The 24,497-nt window shown below is 61.1% G+C and carries 19 protein-coding genes; 13 read left to right on the top strand and 6 right to left on the bottom strand.

Annotated features, from left to right (window positions below; translation table 11 throughout):
• The first annotated feature begins 25 nt into the window (after window positions 1-25).
• From ROS217_RS10780 to ROS217_RS10805, 6 genes are all read left to right on the top strand, one after another.
• Window positions 26-715 carry a hydrolase gene (locus ROS217_RS10780; protein WP_009817767.1) on the top strand — a complete coding sequence of 230 codons (690 nt, stop codon included), beginning with the start codon at window positions 26-28 and terminating at the stop codon, window positions 713-715.
• A 61-nt stretch (window positions 716-776) separates the two neighbouring features.
• Window positions 777-2,741: an amidohydrolase gene (locus ROS217_RS10785; protein WP_254656407.1), complete on the top strand. Its 1,965-nt coding sequence runs from the start codon at window positions 777-779 to the stop codon at window positions 2,739-2,741.
• A 46-nt stretch (window positions 2,742-2,787) separates the two neighbouring features.
• A complete protein-coding gene (locus ROS217_RS10790; RefSeq protein ID WP_009817769.1) occupies window positions 2,788-3,180 on the top strand; it encodes a DoxX family protein in 393 nt (130 codons plus the stop codon).
• Complete coding sequence (locus ROS217_RS10795; protein WP_009817770.1) at window positions 3,177-3,476, top strand: GNAT family N-acetyltransferase; 300 nt, start codon at window positions 3,177-3,179, stop codon at window positions 3,474-3,476. The genes ROS217_RS10790 and ROS217_RS10795 overlap by 4 nt, the downstream gene beginning before the upstream one ends.
• On the top strand, window positions 3,460-5,055 hold the full coding sequence (locus ROS217_RS10800) for an MFS transporter (RefSeq protein ID WP_040650536.1): 1,596 nt from the start codon (window positions 3,460-3,462) through the stop codon (window positions 5,053-5,055). The genes ROS217_RS10795 and ROS217_RS10800 overlap by 17 nt, the downstream gene beginning before the upstream one ends.
• A gap of 31 nt (window positions 5,056-5,086) precedes the next feature.
• Window positions 5,087-6,049 carry a pirin family protein gene (locus ROS217_RS10805; protein WP_009817772.1) on the top strand — a complete coding sequence of 321 codons (963 nt, stop codon included), beginning with the start codon at window positions 5,087-5,089 and terminating at the stop codon, window positions 6,047-6,049.
• Between the two features lie 68 nt (window positions 6,050-6,117).
• Here the strand turns inward: ROS217_RS10805 and ROS217_RS10810 are convergent, their stop codons facing one another.
• Window positions 6,118-6,519 carry a RidA family protein gene (locus tag ROS217_RS10810; protein WP_009817773.1) on the bottom strand — a complete coding sequence of 134 codons (402 nt, stop codon included), beginning with the start codon at window positions 6,517-6,519 and terminating at the stop codon, window positions 6,118-6,120.
• A 271-nt stretch (window positions 6,520-6,790) separates the two neighbouring features.
• Here ROS217_RS10810 and ROS217_RS10815 point away from each other — a divergent pair, with 271 nt between their 5' ends.
• The gene (locus ROS217_RS10815) at window positions 6,791-8,365 is read left to right on the top strand and encodes a VOC family protein (RefSeq protein WP_009817774.1); all 1,575 of its coding nucleotides are present in this window, start codon (window positions 6,791-6,793) and stop codon (window positions 8,363-8,365) included.
• On the opposite strand, the gene ROS217_RS10820 is transcribed toward ROS217_RS10815, so the two are convergent.
• Entirely contained in the window at window positions 8,335-9,969 is a 1,635-nt protein-coding gene (locus ROS217_RS10820; RefSeq protein WP_157046583.1) for a pyridoxamine 5'-phosphate oxidase family protein, read from the bottom strand. The two genes, ROS217_RS10815 and ROS217_RS10820, sit on opposite strands and share 31 nt — an antisense overlap.
• Window positions 9,970-9,996: 27 nt before the next feature.
• Window positions 9,997-10,629 carry a glutathione S-transferase gene (locus ROS217_RS10825; RefSeq protein ID WP_040651342.1) on the bottom strand — a complete coding sequence of 211 codons (633 nt, stop codon included), beginning with the start codon at window positions 10,627-10,629 and terminating at the stop codon, window positions 9,997-9,999.
• 138 nt (window positions 10,630-10,767) lie between these two features.
• On the opposite strand from ROS217_RS10825, the gene ROS217_RS10830 reads away from it, so the two are divergent.
• Window positions 10,768-11,670, top strand: a complete 903-nt coding sequence (locus tag ROS217_RS10830) for a LysR family transcriptional regulator (RefSeq protein WP_009817778.1) — start codon at window positions 10,768-10,770, stop codon at window positions 11,668-11,670.
• Here the strand turns inward: ROS217_RS10830 and ROS217_RS10835 are convergent.
• On the bottom strand, window positions 11,657-12,712 hold the full coding sequence (locus ROS217_RS10835; RefSeq protein WP_009817779.1) for an Atu2307/SP_0267 family LLM class monooxygenase: 1,056 nt from the start codon (window positions 12,710-12,712) through the stop codon (window positions 11,657-11,659). The two genes, ROS217_RS10830 and ROS217_RS10835, sit on opposite strands and share 14 nt — an antisense overlap.
• 33 nt (window positions 12,713-12,745) lie before the next feature.
• Complete coding sequence (locus tag ROS217_RS10840; RefSeq protein WP_009817780.1) at window positions 12,746-13,378, bottom strand: LysE family translocator; 633 nt, start codon at window positions 13,376-13,378, stop codon at window positions 12,746-12,748.
• A 756-nt stretch (window positions 13,379-14,134) separates the two neighbouring features.
• On the opposite strand from ROS217_RS10840, the gene ROS217_RS23175 reads away from it, so the two are divergent.
• Window positions 14,135-19,183 carry an ExeM/NucH family extracellular endonuclease gene (locus ROS217_RS23175; protein ID WP_009817782.1) on the top strand — a complete coding sequence of 1,683 codons (5,049 nt, stop codon included), beginning with the start codon at window positions 14,135-14,137 and terminating at the stop codon, window positions 19,181-19,183.
• Window positions 19,184-19,543: 360 nt separating this feature from the next.
• On the opposite strand, the gene ROS217_RS10850 is transcribed toward ROS217_RS23175, so the two are convergent.
• Window positions 19,544-19,852 (bottom strand): hypothetical protein, encoded by a 309-nt coding sequence (locus ROS217_RS10850; protein WP_009817783.1) that lies wholly within the window; start codon window positions 19,850-19,852, stop codon window positions 19,544-19,546.
• A gap of 104 nt (window positions 19,853-19,956) precedes the next feature.
• On the opposite strand from ROS217_RS10850, the gene ROS217_RS10855 reads away from it, so the two are divergent.
• The 4 genes from ROS217_RS10855 to ROS217_RS10870 all read left to right on the top strand — a co-directional run bounded on the left by ROS217_RS10855 (window position 19,957) and on the right by ROS217_RS10870 (window position 24,497).
• The gene (locus tag ROS217_RS10855; RefSeq protein WP_009817784.1) at window positions 19,957-20,541 is read left to right on the top strand and encodes an ANTAR domain-containing response regulator; all 585 of its coding nucleotides are present in this window, start codon (window positions 19,957-19,959) and stop codon (window positions 20,539-20,541) included.
• A complete protein-coding gene (locus ROS217_RS10860; protein ID WP_009817785.1) occupies window positions 20,538-21,710 on the top strand; it encodes a CmpA/NrtA family ABC transporter substrate-binding protein in 1,173 nt (390 codons plus the stop codon). The genes ROS217_RS10855 and ROS217_RS10860 overlap by 4 nt, the downstream gene beginning before the upstream one ends.
• A 267-nt stretch (window positions 21,711-21,977) precedes the next feature.
• On the top strand, window positions 21,978-23,345 hold the full coding sequence (locus ROS217_RS10865) for a CmpA/NrtA family ABC transporter substrate-binding protein (RefSeq protein WP_009817786.1): 1,368 nt from the start codon (window positions 21,978-21,980) through the stop codon (window positions 23,343-23,345).
• 75 nt (window positions 23,346-23,420) lie between these two features.
• A complete protein-coding gene (locus ROS217_RS10870; protein WP_009817787.1) occupies window positions 23,421-24,497 on the top strand; it encodes an ABC transporter permease in 1,077 nt (358 codons plus the stop codon).

Here is a 24,497-nt window from a genome sequence, read left to right on the forward strand (position 1 = left end):
TCACAACCGAAGAAAGACCACGAACATGTCCAAAACCGAAGTTCTTACCCCCGCAAACAGCCAGTTAATCTTCATCGACCACCAGCCGCAGATGGCCTTTGGCGTGCAATCGATTGACCGTCAGGTGTTGAAGAACAACACAGTCGGTCTGGCCAAAGCTGCAAAGATCTTTGATGTTCCGACCACAATCACCACCGTCGAAACCGATGCTTTCTCGGGCCACACCTATCCCGAACTGCTGGATGTTTTCCCCGAAGCACCGCTATTGGAGCGGTCTTCGATGAACTCATGGGACGACCAGAAGGTGCGCGATGCGCTGGCGAAGAACGCAGCCAAGGGTCGCAAGAAGGTCGTCGTGTCGGGCCTGTGGACCGAGGTGTGCAATACCACCTTTGCGCTCAGCTGCCTGAACGACACGGACTACGAGATCTATATGGTCACGGATGCGTCGGGCGGCACCACACTTGAGGCGCATGACCGTGCGATGGACCGGATGGTTCAGGCTGGCGTTGTGCCGGTCACGTGGCAACAGGTGCTGCTGGAATGGCAACGCGACTGGGCGCACCGCGACACCTATGACGCCGTGATGGCATTGGTTCGCGAGCATTCGGGTGCCTACGGCATGGGCGTCGACTACGCTTATACGATGGTTCACAAGGCCCCCAGCCGCAGTCAACACACCGGCACACGTCTTGATCCGGTAGCCGCAAAGTAAATCACTCGGGCTGCCGCGGCGCATGCCTCGGCGGCCCGATCTTCTGAAGCTGGAGAACATCATGTCCACACGCCGCCGCACCGTGCTGGCGGGTCTGGGGGCCACCACGGCCCTTGGCCTGATCCATCCCCGATTTGCCTGCGCACAGGAAAAGACCATGACCGACACCACACTCATTCTGCGCAACGGCAAGATCACCACGCTTGATCCCGACACGCCCGACGCCACGGCGATCGCAATCATCGACGGCAAGGTGGCCGCTGTCGGTACGGATGCAGATGTGATGCGGCTGCATGGCGATGATGTGGAGAAGGTCATCGACCTTGGGGGGCGCCGGGTGATCCCCGGTCTGAACGACAGCCACACCCATGTGATCCGCGGCGGTCTGAACTACAATATGGAGCTGCGCTGGGAAAACGTGCCATCGGTCTCTGACGCCCTGGCGATGCTGCGCAAGCAGGCCGCCAACACGCCCGCGCCGCAATGGGTGCGGGTCGTCGGCGGATGGTCGGAATTCCAGTTTGCAGAACGACGGATGCCCACGCTGGACGAGATCAACGACGCGTCTCCGGACACGCCGGTGTTCGTGCTGCATCTTTATGCCGCGGCCCTTCTCAACCGCGCGGCGCTCAGGGCGCTCGGCTTTACCAAGGACACGCCCAATCCTCCCGGTGGAGAGATTGCTCGCGATGCCAAGGGCAACCCCACCGGCATGCTGATCGCGCGGCCATCGGCGTTGATCCTCTATTCAACGCTGGCGCAGGGGCCAAAGCTGGCCATCGAGGACCAAAAGAACTCGACCCGTCATTTCATGCGCGAACTGAACCGTTTGGGTGTCACATCGGTGATTGACGCAGGCGGTGGCGGGCAGAACTATCCGCAGGACTATGACGTGATCCAGTCGCTGCATGACGCGGGCGAGATGACGCTGCGCGTGGCTTACAACCTCTTCGCGCAGACCGCCGGACAGGAACTGTCGGATTATGAGCGCTGGATTGGCATGACCGAACCGGGGGCGGGTGACGGCTGGCTGCGGATGAACGGGGCGGGCGAGAATCTGGCGTGGTCGGCGGCGGATTTCGAGAATTTCCTTGAGCCGCGCCCCGATCCCGCGCCGGTGATGGAGGAGGAGCTGGAGCGCATCGTCGAACTGCTGGCGACGAACGAATGGCCGTTCCGCATCCATGCCACCTATGACGAGACCATCGACCGATTCCTCAATGTGTTCGAACGGGTCAACGGCAACACGCCGTTCAAGACGCGGTTTATCATCGACCACGCCGAAACCATCAGCACGCGCAACATCGAACGGATCAAGGCCTTGGGTGGCGGCATTGCGACCCAGCACCGGATGGCGTTTCAGGGTGAATATTTCGTGGACCGCTACGGCGCGGAGGCCGCCGACGCCACACCGCCGATCCGCGAGATGCTGAACACCGGTCTGCCCGTTGGCGCTGGCACCGACGCCACGCGCGTCGCCAGCTACGATCCCTGGGTTTCGATGCACTGGCTGACCACGGGCAAGACTGTGGGCGGGATGACGCTTTATGGGGACGACAAACTGTTGAACCGCGAGGAGGCGCTGGCGCTTTGGACCACCGGCTCGGCGTGGTTCTCAGGCGAGCAATCGGTCAAAGGTCGCCTGACGGTGGGCATGTACGGTGATCTTGCGGTGTTGTCGGATGATCTGATGAACGTGCCCGATGGCAAGCTGCGCGGAATTACGTCAGTGATGACCGTGGTCGGGGGCAAGGTGGTCTTTGCCGAGGGCGACTTTGCCGACCACAACCCGCCGCTGCCACCCGCGAGCCCTGATTGGGCCGCCAACGCACAGTTCGCAAGCCCGGCGCAACGGCAGGCATCGCTGGCACCCGCCTCAATGGACATGCGCGCGTGTCACGACGGCTGCTCTAACGGGTGCGGCCTGCACGGCCACAGTCACGGCATCGCATGGGCCAACCCTGTTCCGGTGCGGGACGCATCGGCCTTCTGGGGGGCATTGGGGTGTGCATGCTTTGCGGTTTGAACACGGGCGGGCGCAGGGTGCGCGCCGCTACACAGGGGACCGATCAATGTACCTGAGCCGTGCCTTTGTGACCGCGACCAACATGGTAATTACATGCCCATTCTGGGCCAGTGCCATGGTCAAAGCTGCCGATTTTGAAGGCACCGTGGCCGAGGTCGCCGCTATGGGGCTGCCCTTGCCTGTCTTCGTCGCCGCCATGACGGTTCTGGTGCAGCTGGGCGGTTCCATCAGTCTGATCACTGGACTGTTTGCGCCCGTCGGGGCCGCCATGCTGGTGCTCTTCTCAGTGGCCGCATCGATTCTTGCTCATCATTTCTGGAGCATGTCACAGGACGCCTTCCTTCCGAATTTCGCAGCGTTCACGGCCAACATGGGCCTGATCGGCGGGCTGATCGCCGCGGCGATCCTGATCAGACTCCAAGAGGACAAGTATCCATGACATCATCAAAAATCACCTACACCGAGACCGATAGCAAGGGCCGCTATGCGGCAACCGTCGAGGGCAAGATCGGCGAGGCGGAACTGACCACCTCCAAGGTTTCGGACAGGCTTGTGATCGCGGATCACACCGATGTTCCGGACAGCATGCGCGGCACCGGCGTCGGTCGGGCTCTGGCCGAACAGTTGATTGCGGACGCGCGCGCCAAGGGTCAACGCATCGTGCCGCTGTGTCCCTTTGTGCGGGCCCATGTCATGAAACACCGCGAAGAGCTGGCTGATGTCATCCAGTGGTAACGCTCCCGTAGCGGTCAGCGCCTACGCTCCGTTCGGTCAAGCCGCCTTTGCCCTGCTTTGGACCGCAACGCTGATTTCCAACATCGGCACGTGGATGCACGATGTGGGCGCGGGCTGGTTGATGACCACGCTCGATCCCAGCCCTGCGGTTGTCACATTGGTGCAGGCGGCGACGACCCTGCCGGTGTTCTGCTTTGCCCTGCTGGCCGGCGCATTGGCCGACCGTTTGGACAAGCGGCGGATGCTGCTGGGGATCAATATGGGGCTGCTGGTCGTTGTCAGCCTGTTGACCGTGCTGGTCTGGCTAGAGGCGATGACGCCGGTGCTGCTGATCGTATTTACGCTGGTGATTGGAACGGGTGCTGCCTTCATGGCCCCTGCATGGCAGGCCATCGTGCCGCAACTGGTCCCACGCGAGCAGTTGAAGCCTGCCATCGCGCTGAACTCCATGGGCATCAACATCTCGCGCGCCATCGGTCCGGCAATCGCGGGGGCGCTGATCGCCAGCGTTGGCCTTGCCGCACCTTTCGCCGTCAACGCCCTCAGCTTTCTGGTGATTCTCACGGCGCTGGCGCTCTGGCGGCCCGAGAAAACGGAACGGCGACGTCCCACCGGATCGCTCTTGTCTGACATGGCGACCGGCCTGCGCCATGTCCGCCACAACCCTGCGATGCTGGCCACTGTCGTGCGGGCTGCGGCCTTCTTTTTGTTCGCTTCGGCCTATTGGGCCCTGTTGCCGCTGATCGCGCGCAGTGCCGAAGGCGGCGGAGCGACGCTTTACGGTGCGCTGATGGCACTGATCGGGGCGGGGGCGGTGACGGGTGCCGTGCTTTTGCCTCGGCTCCAGCGGGTCGCCTCCTCGGACGCGACGGTGCGGATCGGCACCGCAGGCACGGCATTCGCACTGATCCTGATGGCGTTGGCGCAAGTCCCCGTGGCCCTGCTGGCGGCTGCGTTCATGGGCGGCATGTCGTGGATCGCCGTGCTGAGCTCTTTCAACGTCTCTGCGCAGACCGCCCTGCCGAACTGGATCCGGGCGCGGGGGCTTGCCGTGTTCCTGATGGTGTTCTTCGGCTCCATGGCGCTGGGGTCGATCCTTTGGGGGCAGGTGGCGGCGGCGACGTCCATCGCAACGGCTCTGTTCATTGCCGCTCTGGGCCTTGGCGTCGGCGCTGTCCTCACACGCAACCTGATGGTCGGTCAAGGCGAGGTGCTGGATCACAGCCCGGCGTCCGTCTGGCCCGAAGCGCCGACGCAGGCAGGTGGACAAAGTGGTGACCAGCCCGCGATGGTCACTGTCGAATACCGCATCCGGCCCGAGGCTGCGGCGGAGTTTCAAAAACGAATGAAGGCGGTCGCAAAAGAGCGGCTACGCAACGGTGCCACACAGTGGTATGTTCACCAAGGCGTCGAGGAGCCTGCTCTCTGGCTGGAGACCTTTCACCTGCCGAGTTGGGCCGAGCACCTCGAACAGCATGGTCGGGTCAGTGTTGCGGATATGGACCTGCACACGGATCTGCGCAGCCTGCACCAAGGACCGGATGCACCCCGCGTGCGTCACTATATCGGATCGCATTAGACCTCCCTCTCAACCTGCAAAGGAGACTTCCATGAGCTGGAACCCGACCCATACCCCCGAATGTCCAACCACTGGCACCCACGGGCTCGAAACCCTCATTATTCCGCGCGCCCGCGATCTGGGGGGATTCGAGGTGCGGCGCGCACTGCCCTCGCCAGAGCGCCAAATGGTGGGGCCGTTCATCTTTTTCGACCAGATGGGCCCCGCCGAATTCATCACCGAAGGCGGCATCGACGTGCGTCCGCATCCGCACATCGGCCTCGGCACTGTGACCTATCTGTATAATGGCGAATTCGAACACCGTGATAGCATCGGCACGCATCAGATGATCTATCCCGGCGAGGTGAACTGGATGGTCGCGGGCAAGGGCGTGACGCACTCCGAGCGCACCAGCGCCGAAACACGCGCGACGCGCCACAAGGTCTTTGGCATCCAGACATGGATCGCCCTGCCCGAAGATCGTGAAGAAATGGAGCCGGATTTTGAGCATCACAAGGAAAAAGCGCTGCCCGTGCTGCGCGATAACGGAGCTGAAGCGCGGCTGATCCTTGGATCGGCCTATGGCGAAACCAGCCCCGTCACGATGCAATCCGAGACCTTCTATCTGGATGTGGTTCTCGAGCCCGGAGCGGCCTTTCCTCTGCCAGACAACCACGAAGATCGCGGGCTTTATATCACCCAAGGTTCCGTCGAAGTTGCAGGCGACCACTTTGACGAGGGGCGGATGATGGTGTTCCGTCCGGGCGACAGCATCTCGGTCAAGGCCGGGCCTGCGGGCGCGCGGTTGATGGCATTGGGCGGGGCCACGATGAACCAGGAGCGGTATATCTGGTGGAATTTCGTTTCGTCTTCGAAAGACCGCATCGAGCAGGCCAAGGAAGACTGGAAAGCTGGCGATTGGACCAAGGGACCGTTCCGCCTTCCGCCGGGGGATGACGCCGAATTCATCCCGATTTCTGCGGCACTGGATCGGACAAGCCCCAAACGGTTTTAGGGGGTGGACGTTCGGCCACGGCACACCATCGTCCGCCGCGCTATCATGGCGCGGCGGAAGAGACTGTATCAGGCCGAAGCCGGAGCGCGGGCGATCACCTTGATTTCAAAGTCGAACCCTGCAAGCCAGTTCACGCCGATTGCGGTCCAGTTCGGGTAGGGGGCCTGATCAAAGACGGTCGACCGTACGTCCATGATATCCGCGAACTGCGTTTCCGGGTCGGTATGGAAGGTGGTCACATCGACGATGTCGTCGACCGTACATCCGGCGGCTTTCAGCACAGCCTGAAGATTCTGGAAGGCAAGCGCGACCTGTTTCTTGAAGTCGGGTTCCGGCGAGCCGTCTTCGCGGCTGCCCACCTGGCCGGATACAAAGACCAGATCGCCTGACTTGATCGCTGCCGAATAACCGTGTTCTTCGTAAAGCGCATGGCGGTCTGCGGGGAAAATTGCTTCGTTTGCGAGTTTCATTTTGTCCTCGGGATTTTGTAGGTTGAAGGGGTGTCACTGTTTGAGATACGAGACGTATGTGAAATAATAAGATACGCTGCGTATGTCAATGGATGTGAGCGGCGGATCTCAAGCGAAGTTTGATGTGTCTGGGACAAGCCGTGTGCTGCACAAACCGGAAAGGCAGCAAGATCGGCAGGCTTTGCGGTGCAAGTCCGCGGACGTCCGAGACTTTAAGAGGGATTTTTCGTAAGTCCGGAAAAACAGAAATACAACGCAAGAGGCCAGGAAAATGAGCGCGACGATTAGCACGAAATCTGCAACTGGCATTCATCACGTCACCGGCGTTACCGGTGATGTGCAGGCCAATGTGGATTTTTACGCCGGTTTCCTTGGCCTCAGGCTGGTAAAGCAGACCGGCGGATATGCAGACGCTGAACAGTTGCACCTGATTTATGGTGACGGCATCGGCAGCCCGGGATCGCTGCTGACGTTTCTCGTGTGGGAGGCGTCGGGACGGGGCCGGACCGGCATCGGACAGGTCTCGGAGGTGGCGCTTGCCGTGTCGCCCGCATCCTTGGGTGATTGGGTGACCAAAGCGCTCGCGGCCAACGTCCCGTTTGAGGGACCATCCCGCGAATTCAATGAGCCGGTGCTGCGGTTGAAAGACCCCGACGGGCTGATCGTGAAGCTGGTGGGCATCGACATGCCGACGGCGGCTGCGCTGGCTGATGCGCCCACGCGGGTGCGGGGCGTTACAGTTTTGACCGACAAGGCGGAAGAGACTGCATCGTTTCTGTCGAGGTTTGGATATGAGCCGGGCCTGCGCGAGGGCCTGACGCACCGCATGGTGTCCGACACTGATGTGGTCGATGTGCGGGAAGTGTCGGGGTACGTGCCATCCGTCGCTGGCGCAGGGGTGCCGGACCACGTGGCGTTTCGCGCGCCGGATGCCGATGCTATTCGATCCATGCGGCTATCGCTCAGGGATCATGGGCCGACCGAAGTTCACGACCGAAAGTATTTTGTGTCGCTCTATGTGCGCGATCCGGCGGGTATTCTGCTGGAATATGCCACGGACGGGCCCGGAATGACCGTCGATGAAGCGCCGGACGCGCTTGGCCGGACGTTGTTTCTGCCGCCTTCGGACGTTGACCGTGCCGACGATCTGAAGGCCATGCTGCCGCAGTTCGCCCTACCCGGAGAAGAGCGGTTCCCGGTGCGCAAACTGCCCTTTACCCATCGTTTCAACCGGCCCCGAGACCCGGACGGCACGACCTTGGTTCTGCTGCATGGCACCGGGGGAAACGAGGCCGACCTGATGCCGCTTGCCCGCCGTATCGCGCCGCGCGCAACGCTGCTGGGGGTGCGGGGCAGGGCGACCGAAGAGGGAAGCAATCGCTGGTTCCGCCGGATCGACGCCGCGACCTTTGATCAGACGGATATCCGCAGCGAAGCCGAAGCGTTTGCGGCCTTTGTCGAGGGCGCGATCCGAGGCTATGGGCTTGCCGCCGAACGGCTTGTCTTTCTGGGCTACTCCAATGGCGCGAATTTTCTTGCGGCTGTGATCCAGTCCTATCCAGGCCTCGTGCGCCACGCGGCCCTGTTGCGCGCCATGCAGGTATTGGAAGACTCGCCCGCCGAAGATCTGTCGCAGACACATGTGCTGCTTCTTGATGGAAGCGACGACACGCTGGTCCACAAGCCGTCTATGTTGGCGGGCGACCTCAAGGCCCGAGGAGCCAGCGTCGAAGCCCATCTGGTTGCAGCGGGCCATGAGCCGTCCCAAGCGGACATCGCCGAGACGGCCCGATGGCTTCGGGAAACGCAGGGCGGTCAGCCGACCGGACCGAAGGCTTCGACGTGAATGTGGTCTTGGGATACACCAGCCTGTTCCAGATCGGTACGAACTGCGGATAGGAAATGTTCGGGGCCGCACAGCAGGTAATGTGCATCCGGTCCGGCATCGAGACTGATGAGATCATCGGCCCCCACGCGACCGACGGCATCGAATGTCTCGCCCTTGGTGTCCGTTGGTAGGGGGGCGCTGTAAAAGACCCGTCGCATGAGGTTCGGACGCGACGCCACGAGCCTATCGACTTCACGTCCAAACGCGTGTTCCCGTCCGTTGCGGGCCCCGTGTACGAACCAGACTGGTCGATCGGACCCGATCGCCGCACTGGCATGCAGCATCGACAGCATCGGTGTGACGCCCACTCCGACGCTCACGAGCACAAGCGGGCTGACGTCATCGGGTATGACGAAATCGCCCGACGGGGGCCGTGTTTCGATCGTGGCACCGATATGAACATCGGACGCGAGGTGGTTTGAGGCGATGCCAAGATGCTCGCGCTTGACGCTGATCCGGTAGGTTGCCGCATCGGGGGCGCCGGATAGCGAATAGGTTCGCGCGACCACGTCAGCCTGTCCCGGAACCTTCAGGTCGATTGGCAGAAATTGTCCGGCTTTGAAAGGCGCAAGTGCGCTGCCATCGACGGAGGCAAGATGGAAAGACGTGATGCCGTCGCTCTCTTGTACCTTATCGACGACTTTCAGTCTCCTTTGCGCCCCGTCATCTCTGCGCCATCTCAGCGACAGCGCCGCAGGGCGGTCGATGACCTCGTCCACTGTCACCTCAATCATGCGTCGCGCATTGGGGTCATGGCTGCCGACTGGTGCCCAGTCGATCCGTGCCCGTCCCGTGATGTGCAGCAGGCGACCGGTTTCAAACTCAACGAAGACAAGCCCCATGCGCGGGTCTCGCAGGAGGTTTCCGATCGTGTTGAAGTATTTGTTGCCTGCGTAATCAGGGATCAGCAGCGTCCCGTCGGCAGTGACGCGGACAAACCCCGACGGACCGCCGCGATGCGAGGCGTCGTAGCCGTTTGATGAGGGCTGGCCATTCGCTCCGAACGATCCCGTGCCTATGAAGAAGGTGTCAGCTGCCGCGACCATCGCTTTCTGGCGCGCGTCCAGTTGTCTGGAAACCTGCGCCTTTGGAATGTCGTAAAGCGGTTTCCGCCACCATTCGCGTTCCTGAATGTATTGCGGGCAATTCCCAAAGCTTTGCCGGACGTCGATGGCGAGGGTTTTGCCAGAGCTTGTGACGATGCCGTTCAACCGGTTTCGCCGACGCGTTGACAACTCGATCCCCAGCATCCCCACCGAAGAACCGGGGGCGAACGTGTCGTGGAGCGGGTCCTGGTGGTGCAGGTTTGCATCCACCTTCAGGCTGTGCCGGTCGGGCGAGCGGATAAAGCCCTCCCGACCTTCCATAAGTGTCACCCAAGGGCGGCCGGCGCTGTCGCCACCCGCGACCACCAGAAACGGCAGTGCCGTGAAAAAGTCACGGTGCTGATCCGGCATGTGGTCGCGGATGAACCCGCCGGCCCAAGACGCAACATCACCTACGTTGGCACGTCGCTGCGCCTCGAGTTCGCCTTGATGAAAGGGATTGTGGTGGTTGGTCATCATGATGCTCCTTGGTCCGAGGCACCGTCAGGCCAGCACGGGTGATCGTGCCATGCCGACAAAGCGCGGCAGTGCTTCGATGCCCGAGAGCCATCTGCGGATATTTGGATAGGGGGAAAGGCTGACTGCACCCTCGGGGGCGTGCGCGATGTAGCTGTAGCCAGCGATATCGGCCAGCGTGGGCCGCTCTGCCACGAGCCATGTGCGGCCTGTAAGATGCGCCTCCATCATATGGAAGAGGCGATGTGCTCTCGCCTTGGCGGCCTCGTGGTCAAGGGACACGCCAAATAGGGTCACCAATCGCGCGGCACAGGGCCCTGACGCAATCTCTCCGGCTGCTATGGACAGCCACCGCTGGACTTCGGCCTTTTCTGATGGGGTTTGACCCCGCCACTCTTCGGCGTCGCCGTAGCGTTCGGCCAGATATGTGATGATCGCGTTGGAATCCGACAGCGCAGCTCCATTGTCGTCGATTGCCGGAACCTGCCCAAGCGGGCTCAGCCTGAGGAATTCGGGCGCTTTGTGCGCGGCGTTCGCCATGTCGAGATCGACATTTTCATAGGGCACATCCAAGAGCGACAGCATCAGCTCGACGCGGTGACAGTGCCCGGATTTCGGGTTTCGGTAGAGAAGAACGGGCGCTTCGTTGCTGGCGGGCATGGTGGTCTCCTTTTGTGTGGGCGACAGGCCGCTGTCTTGCAGCCTTCGATAGACACAGAGGTAGAACATCCCTAAAGATAAAATAATAACCTTATTCTGTAAGTCAGTATTTCACGATCTGCATTAATGGTGGGCAGGATGGATCGTCTTCAAACCTTGAAGGTCTTTGTCGCGGTGGCCGAAGCCGAAAGTTTTGTCGCCGGTGCGCGCGTGGCCGGAATGAGTGCGCCATCGGCGACACGGGGGATCAACGCGCTCGAGGCGCATCTTGGCGCCCGGCTGTTTACCCGGACCACCCGGACCGTAAGGCTGACCGATGTTGGCAGAGCCTATCTCCAGGATGTCAGAGAAATACTCTGGTCATTGCAAGCCGCAGACGAGGCGGCGACGGGTACGGCTGCGGCCCCCGTCGGGCAGTTGCGCATCACCTGTCCTCAGGAATTCGGGCGCATTTACATCACGCCGGTCCTGCTGGATTTTCTGGATCGACATAAGGGCGTTACCGCCGATGTGCTGATGGTCGATCGACTGGTCAACATCATTGAGGAAGGTTTTGACGTCGCGCTTCGCATCGGGCCTTTGCCATCCTCCGGGCTGACTGCGGTGCGGGTCGGACAGGTGCGCAGGGTGATTTGCGGCGCTCCGTCGTATTTTGCCTCGCACGGACGCCCGAATTTTCTGGAGGACCTCGCGGGACACAGGGTCGTGTCGATTGCTCCGCTCAATGCCGGACACCATTTGAGATTTGGCAACGGCGGCACGCAAAGCGTCAAGATCGAACCGCGACTGGCGGTCAGCAGTGTCGCCGCCGCCATCGACGTTGCGCGGCGGGGATGGGCGCTCTGTCAGGTCTTGTCCTATCAGATCGGCCCTGATCTAGAAGCGGGAACCCTCGAGACGGTTCTGGAGGCGGAAGAGGCAGAGCCTCTTCCGATTCATCTCGTTCACGCAGAAGGGCGTCGGGCACCTGCCAAGATCCGCAGCTTCATCGATTTTGCTGCCGACCGCCTGCGCCAGAATGCCATCCTTAGTGAACGGTGACGACCGCACCTGCCGTGGCCTTGCGGATGACTGGTGCAACCTCATTGCCCAGAAGTGCGATGGAACGTTGCATTGCCGCGGTTTCAAGCGAAGCTGTACTCATCTGGAAGGTGATGCGTGAAAGACCGCCCAATACTTCACTGGCATGAAGCATCTTTGCGGCCACCATTTCCGGCCCCCCGACAAGAAACGCGCCTTCGGGGCCGGCCATCGCGTCGAACTGCTGGCGCGTGGGCGCTGACCAGCCACGTTCGCGTCCGATGGTCTCTGTCATGTGCGCCCAGCCGGGATAGAACGTATCCTTGGCTGCCGTGTCGGTGTCGCCGACAAAACCCATCGCGTGAACGCCCACCGAAAGCTGGTCGGTATTGTGCCCCGCCTGCAGGCCGGTCTCACGGTAGAGATCGACCAGAGGCCGGAAACGATCAAAACGGCCGCCGATGATTGCAATCATCAACGGAAGGCCCAACTGCCCTGCGCGGGCAAAGGATTGTGGGGTGCCGTCCACGCCCAGCCAGAGCGGCAGGCGGTGTTGTTGCGGACGCGGGAAAACACCTTGACCCGTCAGCGCAGGGCGAAAGCGTCCGTCCCATGTCACATGGGTCTCATCGCGCAGTTTCAGGAACAAATCGAGTTTTTCCGCGAACAGTGCATCATAGGCCCGCGTGTCCAGACCGAACAGGGGAAAGGCCTCGCCGAACGACCCTCTGCCGACGACAATTTCGGCACGCCCCTTGGCGATCAGGTCGAGGGTTGCGAACTCTTGAAACACGCGCACGGGGTCGGCAGCGCTCAAGACGGTCACTGCACTTGTCAGCCGGATCCGGTTGGTACGGGCGGCGGCGGCGGCAAGAATGACAGCGGGTGCTGAATCCAGAAATTCCGGTCGGTGATGTTCTCCTATGCCGAACACGTCCAGCCCTGCCTGATCTGCGGCCACGACTTCGTCGAGCAGTGCCGCCATGCGGTCGGCTTGTGCTGGAACCTTGCCAGTGGCGGGATCGGGAAAGATCGCGGCAAAACTGTCGATACCTATTTCCATAACGTTTCCTGTTCCGTGTGAATCGCGGGGGGTCTAGATGTCGCCCCAGGCAGACCAGACCATCCATGCCCCGAAAGCCAGAAAGATGATGCCCGTCAGCAACCGGCCTCGCTGCGCGTGCTCGGGCTTGCTGAGCAGTCGGACAGCATGTCGTGCCCCAAGCGCATAGCCGCCCAGAACGACCAGTTTCACTGCAACAAAAGTCGATACCAATATGGCAAGGACTGCCGGACCACTTCCTGCAGGGATGAACTGGGGGAACAAAGCGGCGAAGAAAAGAACGGCTTTCGGATTGCTTATGCCGACGCCGAATGAATGGACCCAAAGCAGCAGGCTACTGCGCGCATCTGCTGATCCGACGGCTGATGGGTCTGGTCGTGGCGGGGGCGTGCGCAGAAAGGTCAGACCGAGCCAGATGATATAGGCCGCACCGGCAAGGCGCAGGACGAGGAAAGCCGTGGGATAGGTGGTCAGCAAGGTGCCGAGACCCACAATGGAAAGCGTGGCCAGCAGCGCGATGGCGATCAGATCGCCGCTGAGCGCGGCCAATGCACGGCGCCACCCGTGGGCGATGGCATTGTTGACGATGAACAACGTGGATGGTCCCGGTGTCGCAACCTGTGCCGTGCTGACGATCACAAAGGTGAGATATGCGGAAAGCTCCATCACGCCGCCAAATCAGGCAGATGACATGCAGGTGTCGCGGAATGGGTCGGGCAGGGATTGATCATGGTTCTGTCCTTCGTGCTGCGTGGGACCTGAGACCTTGATGTAACAGCTAACTTTGACCCCTGCGACGCAGTGGCTGCGGTCATGGTGCCGGTCTTGCTGTCACCTTGGGGACTGACGGCAGCGCGGCCAGAGTCCAGGGTTTCGCAGACGTCGGTTGAGACACGCCGTCAGGGCTGTGCTTCGACCCTGATCGTGAAACCGGACAATCCGACCCTGCCGGGGTTGACCGAGAATGAGGTCTGATGCCTCAGGCAGGCTGCGGCCATCGGCATCCCGGCGGCAGAGGCGACGACAGACCTTTCTGATCTTCCCTCAGCCTTCGCACGAACGCATGACGTGAGCAGAAGGGCGAAATCTGCGACCTGTTTCTGGATGGACACTTTGGCGCGATGTACGAAAAAGACAATTTTATTCAGCGTCCTGTCGTGCTCCGTCGCGTTCTATGGCGATTATGGGAAAGGTCTTGATAGCGCCTCCCAAGGCAGAGGCCTGAGGTTCGAACCCTGATAAGTCCGCCATTTCCCCCCCGAATTCTGACAGGACCCGGTCGGCGTCAGTATCGTGCGGGCAGGGGCGATGATCCCACAAAACGCTCGTGTCGGAAACGCCCAATTGTCGTGTTTGACACAAACCTTATACGTTTGCGTGTCACACCCACGACTATCATTTGATGCAGTCGGAGGAATCGGCATGACCGCTTGGTGGCGCAACTTTGCTTTTGGCACTCAGAAATCCAATGTTCTCAACGGAACGGACAAGAGGGATATCCTGCTCGGGTTTGGCGGGGATGACATCCTGTCTGGCGGTGGCGGCAATGATCTGCTCTTGGCCGGTTCGGGCAATGACATCCTTGATGGCGGAACAGGACAGGACGCGCTCCATGGGGACCGGGGCAACGACTCGCTTGCCGGAGGTGCGGGCGATGATTTTCTGAGCGGCGGGCGTGGGTTTGACACGGCGGTCTATCAGGGCGGCATTGACGACTACCAGATTTCCGTGCGCGGCGGCTGGTTCGGGCGCACAGCAACGGTCTCGAGCGTCACCGCCACGGTGGCCGATGCTGGCCACGACCGGCTCACCGGGGTTGAGGCGCTCTATTTCGCGGCTGATGACCTGACGATCTTTATCGACGGGCGCAACAATGCGGTCATCGCGGGCGACGACAGCGCAACGGTGAGCGAAGATGGCACAACCGCTATCGCGGTGGCGGACCTTCTGGCGAATGACCGGGATTTCGACGGGGATACCGTCGCGATCACGGCGGTTTCGGCCAATTCCGAGGCTGGGGCCTCGGTTCGGATCGACGGTGATCAGGTGGTGTATGATCCCGGCTCGATCTTTGACCATCTCGACGATGGCGAGACAGCTACCGACAGCTTTACCTATACGGTCGATGACGGTCGCGGCGGCGTGACCGAAGCCAAGGTGACAGTCACCATATTGGGCGCCAACGATGCCCCGGTCCTGTCTGCCCTTGCCTCTGTCACCATCGACGAGAACAGCATTGCCGTTCCGGCGGATATTCTGGCCAGTGACGTCGATGGCGATGTGCTCAGCTTTGCGATCACCGGCGGGGCCGACGCCGCGCTGTTTGCGATTGATGCGGTGACCGGCGCGCTCAGCTTCGTCTCGGCCCCCGATTTCGAAGCGCCCGCGGATGCGGGGGGCGACAATGTCTATGACGTGCAGATCGGTGTGAGCGACGGGGATGTGACCACCACCGCCGATATTGCTGTGACGGTTGCCGATGTTGCAGAGATCGACGCGCGGATCAACGAGATCCATTATGACAACGCGGGCACTGATGTCGGCGAGTTCGTCGAAGTGCGCGTCGGCGCGGGGCAGGACGTCTCCGGCCTCTTGCTGGAATTCTACCGCGATGACGGCACCGTTTATGACAGCCGCAGCCTGCCTGATGCACCCGCGAGCAGCGAGGGTGGTTTCGACTATTACCTCGTCGAGATGCCCGTGAACGGCATTCAGAACGGCGCTGCGGACGGCATCGCCCTGTCTAACAATGGCCGGCTTATCGAACTGCTGAGTTACGAGGGCACGCTGACCGCGACCGAAGGCACCGCAGCCGGCGTCACCTCGACCGATATCGGTGTGGACGAGGGCAGCGGCACGCCCATTGGTGCATCGTTGGAGCGGGCCGAGGAGGGTGAGGGCTGGTCGGTCGCGGATCAGGACACGCGCGGGCTCAACAACGATTTCGTGCCGCTGGCGCAGCTTGTCATCTCCGAGATCATGCAGAACCCGGCGGCTGTCTCGGACGACGCGGGCGAGTATTTCGAGATATTCAACGCCGGTGACAGCGCGATTGATCTCAACGGCTACACCATCTCTGACAATGATGTCGATGTCCATGTGATCGACAACGGCGGCCCGCTGCTGATCGCGCCGGGTGCGTTTCTGGTGCTGGGGCGCAATGCTGATACGGCCACCAATGGCGGGGTTGCGGTCGATTATCAGTATAGCGGCATCGCGCTGGCCAATGGGGCCGACGAGATCGTTCTGACCGATACCCAAGGCCGCGAGGTGGACCGCGTCGCATATGATGGCGGCCCTGCCTTTCCCGACCCGAATGGTGCCTCGATGGAACTGGTCGATCTGGCCGCCGACAACAACGATGGCAGCAACTGGACGACCGCGACGCAGAGCTTTGGCGCGGGCGATCTGGGCACGCCGGGGGCGGAGAACGGCACGCCGCCGCAGGTCTTTGTCGGGCGGATCAACGAGTTTCACTATGACAATGACGGCGCTGATATCGGAGAATTCATCGAGGTGCGTGTGGCCGCGGGCACGGACGTGAGTGCGACAACGCTCGCGCTCTACAATGGCAATGGCGGAGGTCTCTATGCGACTCTCAATCTGCCTGCGGCCCCGGCCACGTCGGATGGTGTGTTCGACTATTACGTGGTGGATGCGCCCGGCCTGCAAAACGGTTTCCCGGACGGGATCGCGCTGATCAACGGCGGCACGGTGGTCGAGTTCCTCAGCTATGAAGGGGCCATGATTGCGGCGGACGGGCCTGCGGCGGGGTTGACCTCGACTGATGTGGGTGTGACCGAACTCGGCACCACGCCTGTTGGCTTCTCGCTCCAGCGCAATGCGGATGGCACTTGGCGCGACCCCGAGGCCGAGACCCGGGGGGGTGCCAATGACGGGACCACACCGCCGCCGAGCGTGGCGATCAACGAATTCCGTGTCTCCAGCAGTGGTGCCAGTGATGATACCTCGAATTTCGTCGAGATTGCCGCGACGCCGGGGCAAAGCTTTGACGGGCTGACGTTGCTGGCCATATCGGGCGAATTTGCACCCGGTCAGGTCGATTTCGCGATTTCTCTCGATGGAGCTGTTGCCGATGAGAATGGCTTTCTTCTCATCGCAGAGGCGAGCAACCCGGCGCTCGGCATCGGTGATGTCGGCGTTGCGGGGCTGGATTTCTTTGGCTCGCCGCAGACATTCCTTGTGGTTGACGGCTTTACCGGCAGCGCGGGCGACGATCTGGATACGGACAATGACGGCACGTTCGACACCGATGTCGGCACGGTTCTGGCGTCGGTTTCGTTGGTAGATGGCGATGCCACGCCGGATGTCAATTATAGCGCGACCGTGTTCGGGCCGGACGGCAGCTTTACTATGGCGGGCGGGGCACGCGACCCCGATGGCAGCGGTGACTTTGTGCAGTTGGATTTTGGTGACACCTCGGCGGACACGCCCGGTGCCACCAACGCCGCTGCTCTCGCCACCCCGGCGTTGATCTCCGAGGTGCAGGGCGCAGGCCCGGTCGCGGCACGCTTTGGTGAGGTTGTCACGGTGAGCGCGGTGGTGACCTATCTCGTTGACGATGGCTTCTTCCTTCAGGAAGAGGATGCCGACAGCGACGGCAATGACGCCACCTCAGAGGGGATATTCGTCTTCACCGGCGGCGGTTTTGCCCTGCCGAGCCTTGGGGATCAAGTTTCGGTAACCGGCACGGTGACGGAGTTTTTCGAGGAAACCCAGATCGGCAATGTCACCAATGTGACCGTGCACTCCTCGGGCAACCCGCTGCCGACCATGGCCGAGATCATGCTCTCAGAGAGCGCTTCGGATTTCGAGGCGGTGGAGGGTATGCGCTTTCGTCTTTCCAGCGGCATCGCGGATGAAGAGATCACCGTGATCGAGAATTTCAACCTCGACCGCTTTGGCGAGATCACTGTGAGCGCGGGCACCCAGACCCAGGCAACCCAGCTGTTTGATGCGCAGACCGAGGCCGCGCAGGTGGCGCAGGTGATCGAGGGCAACCTCAACAACCGGCTGATCATCGACGACGGGCAATCGGGGCAGAACCCGGATAGCTTCGAGTTCATCCCCAACCTGACACCGGGTGACAATGGCAACGGCATTCTTGACGCGGGCGATACTTTCACCGCCGAGGGGGCGACGCTGCGGCTCGGCTCGGAAATTACCGGGGTGACCGGCGACGCGGGGCAGGACGATATCACCGGCGTGATGCGGTTCGGCTTTGGCGAATACCGGATGCTGATCGATGGCCAGTTGGTGATCGACCCGACCACCAACGAGGGCGCGCGCCCGGCCTTGCCCGAAGATGTGGGCGGCGATATTCAGGTGGCGGCGTTCAACGTGCTCAACTACTTCACCTCGCTCAGTGACGGCGCGGCGACCAATCCCGCCGGGCAGGCGCGCGGGGCGTCAACGGCCAGCGACCTTGAGCGGCAGACCACCAAGCTGGTCGAGGCGTTCTTCGAGACCGGGGCCGAGGTCTTTGCCATTCAGGAGATCGAGAATAACGGCTTTGGCGAGGGCTCTGCCATCGCGGCCTTTGTCGAGGCGCTCAATGCCGAAGCGGCGTTGCGTGGCTCTTCGGCCGTTTATGCCTTTGTCGATCCAACCGTTGACGGCGGCCCCATCGGGACAGACGCCATCACCACCGGCCTGATCTACGACAGCAACGCGCTCGATCTCGTCAGCTCCGATTTCAACGTGTTCACCGAGGCGTCGGCGGCAGAGACCTTTGCGCTTGCCGAGGTGCTCAACCCGGTCGTTGCCTCTGGCAATCAGTTGGAGGATTTCCAGCGCAACCGGCCCGTGGTGGCGGCGGAGTTCGAGGACAAGCTGTCGGGTGTCACCTTTACCGTGGCGTCCAACCATTTCAAATCCAAGGGCGACAGCGGCCTTGTGGGTCTGGCTGAGGCGGCGCAGGCGTATCTCGATGGCGGCGGCACCGGCATCACCCAAGCCGATATCGACGCGCTGCGGGCCGATCCGAATTTCGATCAGGGCGACGGTCAGGGCTTCTGGAACGCGGTGCGTGCGGATGCGGCGGGCGAGCTTACCACATGGCTCGAGACCGGGTATAACGGCACCGGTACGGACAATGCCCTGTTGCTCGGCGATTTCAACGCCTATGCCAAGGAAGACCCGGTGCAGACCATTGCCGATGACCCGGATTATGTCGATCTGATCGACAGTTTCATCGGTCAAGAGGAGGCGTTCAGCTTCATCTTCGATGGCCAGCAAGGCACGCTCGATCAGGCGCTCGCATCCAGCGACATCGCTGGGCTCGTCACCGGCGTGACCGAGTGGCATATCAACGCGCAGGAACCGGATCTGCTCAACTACAACAGCCAGTTCAATAATCCCGGTTTCTTCAGCCCGGACGTGTTTGCCTCGTCCGACCACGATCCGCTGATTGTTGGGCTCGATACCCAGCCCGACCTGCTCGTCGGCTGAGTCAATGCCCCGGTCCTCCTGTGGGGGGCCGGGGTATGTCATGGTCTGGCAGTGCATCCGCGCAGGTGTTTTGTCCCGGCACCTGCCGGGTCACGTCAGATTTCCGAACCTTGCCCTTTAACCAACCGAGCGGTCGGAGGGTTTGCATGCAACAGAGTTGCCCCTCCGCTTGCTGCTGTGTGGATCCACTTCAAGGCATATAGGAAAGGGTTGCTAGGTTTCTGGAGGATCGGAGCGGTTACCCCTCATCCTCAAGGCTTTGGCGAATAGGCCACACGGATCTTGCTCGTTCTTGCGGATCTGGGGCGCTCTTGGAAAACGTCTCGAAGGCCGGAATTCGAGGGGATTTCGGGAAGGCGACTAAAGCCTGTCGTTGAGCCACTGCAGGATATCCATCTTCTCGTGCAGGGCGGCGATGATGATGGGGTGGTCGATTGCGCGCCAGAAGATGTCGTGATCCTGCTCTGCGGTCAGCGTGAGTTCATAGTTCGCCGTGTCATAGGCTAAACTCTTGCGCTCTTCGCTTTGAGTGTCGTCAAGGGATTTGCCGGAAAGCTGGCCGCGCCGCGCCTGCCCGATCTGACCGCATGTGGAAAACGGGTGTGGTGTCGAACCGCAGCGTCGGCAAACACTTGAGAACCTACCCAGGAAAATCGGGCTTTCGCCCATTTTATGGGCACACTGTTTGGGGTGGACATGTTCTGTAAAAGAAACATGTCCGTTTGATCGTCAATCAATTGCATCCTCCACAAGAACCATTGCACTTCCAGATCATGAAAAACTCGATCCGAATTGTCGTCGTCGAACAGGACCGCGACAGAGCCTTGGCAATTGTTGACGCCCTGAAAGACGCCTGCGCCTGTGACGTCCTGGTTGTCGGCGATACCAGTGGGTTGGAGCGGAAGATCGCGGGGTACGGCCCCGATATTGTCCTGATTGATATCGACAATCCGACCCGCGATATTTTGGAGGAACTGACCCTTGCCTCCGGGCCGCTGGAGCGTCCTGTGGCGATGTTTGTCTCGGGCAATTCCGATGGGCTGGCGGCAGCGGCCATCGAGGCGGGCGTTTCAGCTTATGTGGTTGACGGTCTGGCACCAGAGCGCCTCAAGCCGGTGATGGATACCGCGATTGCGCGCTTTGCCATGGTGCGGCAGATGCGCAATGAATTGGCCGAGACGCGGCGAGCCCTGGAAGAGCGCAAGGTCATTGATCGCGCCAAGGGGCTGCTGATGAAAGCCAAGGGCATTGATGAAGATGCGGCCTATGCGCTCTTGCGCAAGACCGCCATGGATCGGGGGCGCCGGGTCGCCGATGTTGCCGAGGCGCTTGTGACGGCAGCGGGGCTTTTGGGATGACGCGGGTCACGGTTCCTGTCGCCTATATGCCGCTGGTTGATGCGGCCCCTCTGATTGTCGCGCAGGAGATGGGGTTTGCGCATGCCGAAGGTATTGCGCTTGATCTGATTGCCGCGCCGTCCTGGTCTTCGGTTCGCGATATGCTGGCCTTCGGACGGGTTGATGCGGCGCATATGCTTTCTCCTGTTCCCGTGGCCATGGCCATGGGGCTGGGCGGTGTGGCGACAGCGATGAGTGCGCTTTCGGTGCTGTCGGTCAATGGCAACGTCATCGGCGTGGGCAAACCGCTTGAGGACCGGCTCCGGTCCATCGGCTTTGAGTTTGATTTCGCTGATCCTGCGAAGGCTGCCCGTGCATTGGCCGAGGTTCGGCAGGGGCCGATCACCTTTGGCGTGCCGTTCCCGTTTTCGATGCATGTCGAACTGTTGCGCTATTGGAGTGCGGCGACCGAGCTTGGTGCTGATGGCATCGTGATCCGCACCGTGCCGCCACCGCTGATGGCGAACGCCTTGGCGGCAGGCGATATCGACGCCTTTTGCGTGGGTGAGCCGTGGGGTTCGGTGGCGGTGGAGCAGGGCGCTGGTGCGCTTTTGTTGCCCGGCGTCGCGATCTGGAGCTTTGCGCCGGAAAAGGTGTTGGCGGTGCGCACCGAGTGGGCCGAGACCGAGCCGGACCTCACGGGACGGCTGATGCGTGCCGTGTGGCGGGCCGGCCGCTGGCTTGCCGATCCTGATGCAAGGTTGACGGCAGCGACCCTGTTGTCGCGAAAATCCTATCTGGATCTTTCGCCCGAACTGATCGACCGGGCGCTGTCGGGGCATCTTGTGGTGTCAGACCGCGGCGAGCAGCGCCGGGTCGATGGCTTTTTGATGTTTCATCATGGTGCGGCGAATTTTCCCTGGCGCAGTCAGGCAAAGTGGATTGGCCAGCATCTTGCGCAATACCACGGCACTGGCACCAAAGCGGATATCGACGTCATAGCCAAGGTCTATCGCGCTGATCTGTACCGCATGCACATGGGCATGACCGGCTGTGACATGCCCGGCGCCTCCGAGAAAGTCGAAGGGGCGATTCTGCATGCGACCCCTGTGGCATCGGCGGGTGGTACGTTGACGCTCCTGCCCAATCGCTTTTTTGATGCACAGGTTTTTGACTTTCACCTGGATTGACCGTCGCTTTTTTGTGCAGATGAGAAAAGTGCCGGTGATCTGACACCTTTCCCCGCGAATTATATGGAAAGCTTTGCTGCGTTGCGGCATCGTTTGACTGTGCTCGCAACGATGTGAGCAAATCGAATTCCTCCCAGGATCGGGACACTCTGAGCAGGGCCGCTCACTCTCCGCCGGTATCATCCGGTGGTCAGTGTCGGCCCTATTTCTGTTCTTGTTCGGTCTTGTCTTTTTCCCGACAGACCGGGCGCTTTGAAAGGATACACCATGAGAAGGCTCCTTCTGAGCTTTGCCGCCACCACGGCTCTGGCCAGCCCGTCATTTGCCGAATTGCTTGATCTCGAAAAAGACGAACTGACCTTTGGCTTTATCAAACTGACCGATATGGCGCCGCTCGCGGTGGCCTATGATCAAGGCTATTTTCTTGACGAGGGATTGTTTGTCACGCTGGAGGCGCAGGCCAACTGGAAGGTGCTTCTGGATGGTGTGATCGACGGTCAACTGGATGGTGCGCATATGCTGGCCGGTCAGCCGCTTGCGGCGACAATCGGCTATGGCACAAAGGCGCATATCGTCACGCCCTTCTCGATGGACCTGAACGGCAACGGCATCACCGTGTCAAACGAGGTCTGGGACATGATGCGCCCGCATATCCCGTCTATGGAGGATGGCCGCCCGCAGCACCCGATTTCTGCCAAGGCGCTGATGCCCGTGATCGAGGACTTCAACGCCAGGGGTGAGGCCTTCAACATGGGAATGGTGTTTCCCGTGTCGACCCACAATTATGAACTGCGCTACTGGCTGGCCGCCGGCGGTATCAATCCGGGGTATTACAGCCCCGACAACATCTCGGGCCAGATCGAGGCGGATGTCTTTCTGTCGGTCACCCCGCCACCGCAGATGCCTGCCACGCTCGAGGCGGGGACGATCCACGGCTATAGCGTCGGCGAGCCGTGGAATCAGCAGGCGGTGTTCAAGGGGATCGGCGTGCCGGTCATCACCGATTACCAGCTGTGGAAGAACAATCCCGAAAAGGTCTTTGGTCTGACTGAAGAGTTCACGGAACAGAACCCGAATACAACGCTGGCCATCACCAAGGCATTGATCCGGGCCGCCATGTGGCTCGATGAGAACGACAACGCCAACCGCGCGCAAGCCGTGGAGATCCTCAGCCGCCCGGAATATGTCGGCGCGGATTACGAGGTGATCGCCAACTCGATGACCGGCTTTTTCGAATTCGAAAAGGGCGACAAGCGCGACATCCCGGATTTCAACGTGTTCTTCCGGTACAACGCGACCTATCCGTTCTATTCCGATGCGGTGTGGTATCTGACACAGATGCGCCGCTGGGGGCAGATCGACGAGGCCAAGCCGGACACCTGGTATGACGAGGTTGCCAGATCGGTTTACAAACCCGACATCTACCTTGAGGCGGCGCGCCTTCTGGTCGACGAAGGCCTGGCCAACGAGGCGGATTTTCCCTGGGACAGCGACGGCTACAAAGAACCGACGCCCGCGGCTGATATCATCGACGCCATTCCCTATGACGGGCGCGCGCCCAATGCCTATCTCGACAGCCTGCCGATCGGCCTGAAGGGCGAACAGACGGTCGATGGCAATGAGGTCAAGGGCTGATCCGCGCCTGCAAACACGCTGTGCTCCGGGCTTGGCCCGGGGCCTTTCTCTCTCGCCGATGAGGACATGTGAGACATGACAACCGTTGATCCCAATTTCGCCGAAACAAAAGACCGCGAGGCGCGTCGCGCCCGGCTTTTTACCCGTATCAATGCGGCCGATAAATGGTTCCAGGTTCTTGGCCTGTCCTGGCTGACACCTGTTCTGAGGGCCGCAGCCGGCGACAACCCGAGCGCGCAGATGAAGGAAATCTGGCGGCTTCTGGCGGTTCCGGTCATCGCGATTGTCGTTTTCCTGATGCTCTGGGGCACGCTGGCGCCGAAAGTGCAGACATCGCTTGGTGCGGTTCCCGGACCTGCTCAGGTCTGGGCCGAGGCTGTCAACCTGCACGAGGACGCGCTGGCCAAGGCCGACAGCAAGGCCCGGTTTGACGCGCAGGTCGCGCAGTTGAACGAACGCCGTGTCCAACAAGGGCAGGAGCCGGTTGCGCGCGCATATACCGGGGCGCCGACCTATTACCAGCAGATCTGGACCTCTATTCAGACGGTGTTCTTTGGCTTCTTGATTGCAACGGTCGTCGCCGTGCCGCTTGGGATCGCCGCGGGTCTGTCGCCGATCGCCAATGCCGCGCTGAACCCGCTGATCCAGATCTTCAAGCCGGTCTCGCCGCTGGCATGGTTGCCGATCGTGACGATGATCGTCTCGGCGCTGGCGGCCTCCAATGACGGGGTCTTTGCCAAGAGCTTTGTCATTTCGGCGGTGACAGTGACGCTCTGTTCGCTCTGGCCGACCCTGATCAACACCGCCCTTGGTGTGGCGAGTATCGACAAGGATCTGGTGAACGTCTCGAAGGTGCTCAAGATGAACACCTGGACCAAGATCACCAAGCTCGTCCTGCCGTCGGCTCTGCCTTTGATCTTTACCGGGTTGCGTCTGTCGCTTGGCGTGGGCTGGATGGTGTTGATCGCGGCTGAGATGCTGGCGCAGAATCCCGGTCTGGGCAAGTTTATCTGGGACGAATTCCAGAACGGCTCCAGCTCCAGCCTCGCCAGGATCATGGTCGCGGTCCTGAGCATCGGCATCATCGGCTTCCTGCTGGACCGTGTGATGTATGCGCTGCAATCGCTCTTTACCTTTACGAACAACCGGTGA

Source organism: Roseovarius sp. 217, from assembly GCF_000152845.1.
In the GTDB taxonomy this organism is placed as follows: Bacteria; Pseudomonadota; Alphaproteobacteria; order Rhodobacterales; family Rhodobacteraceae; genus Roseovarius.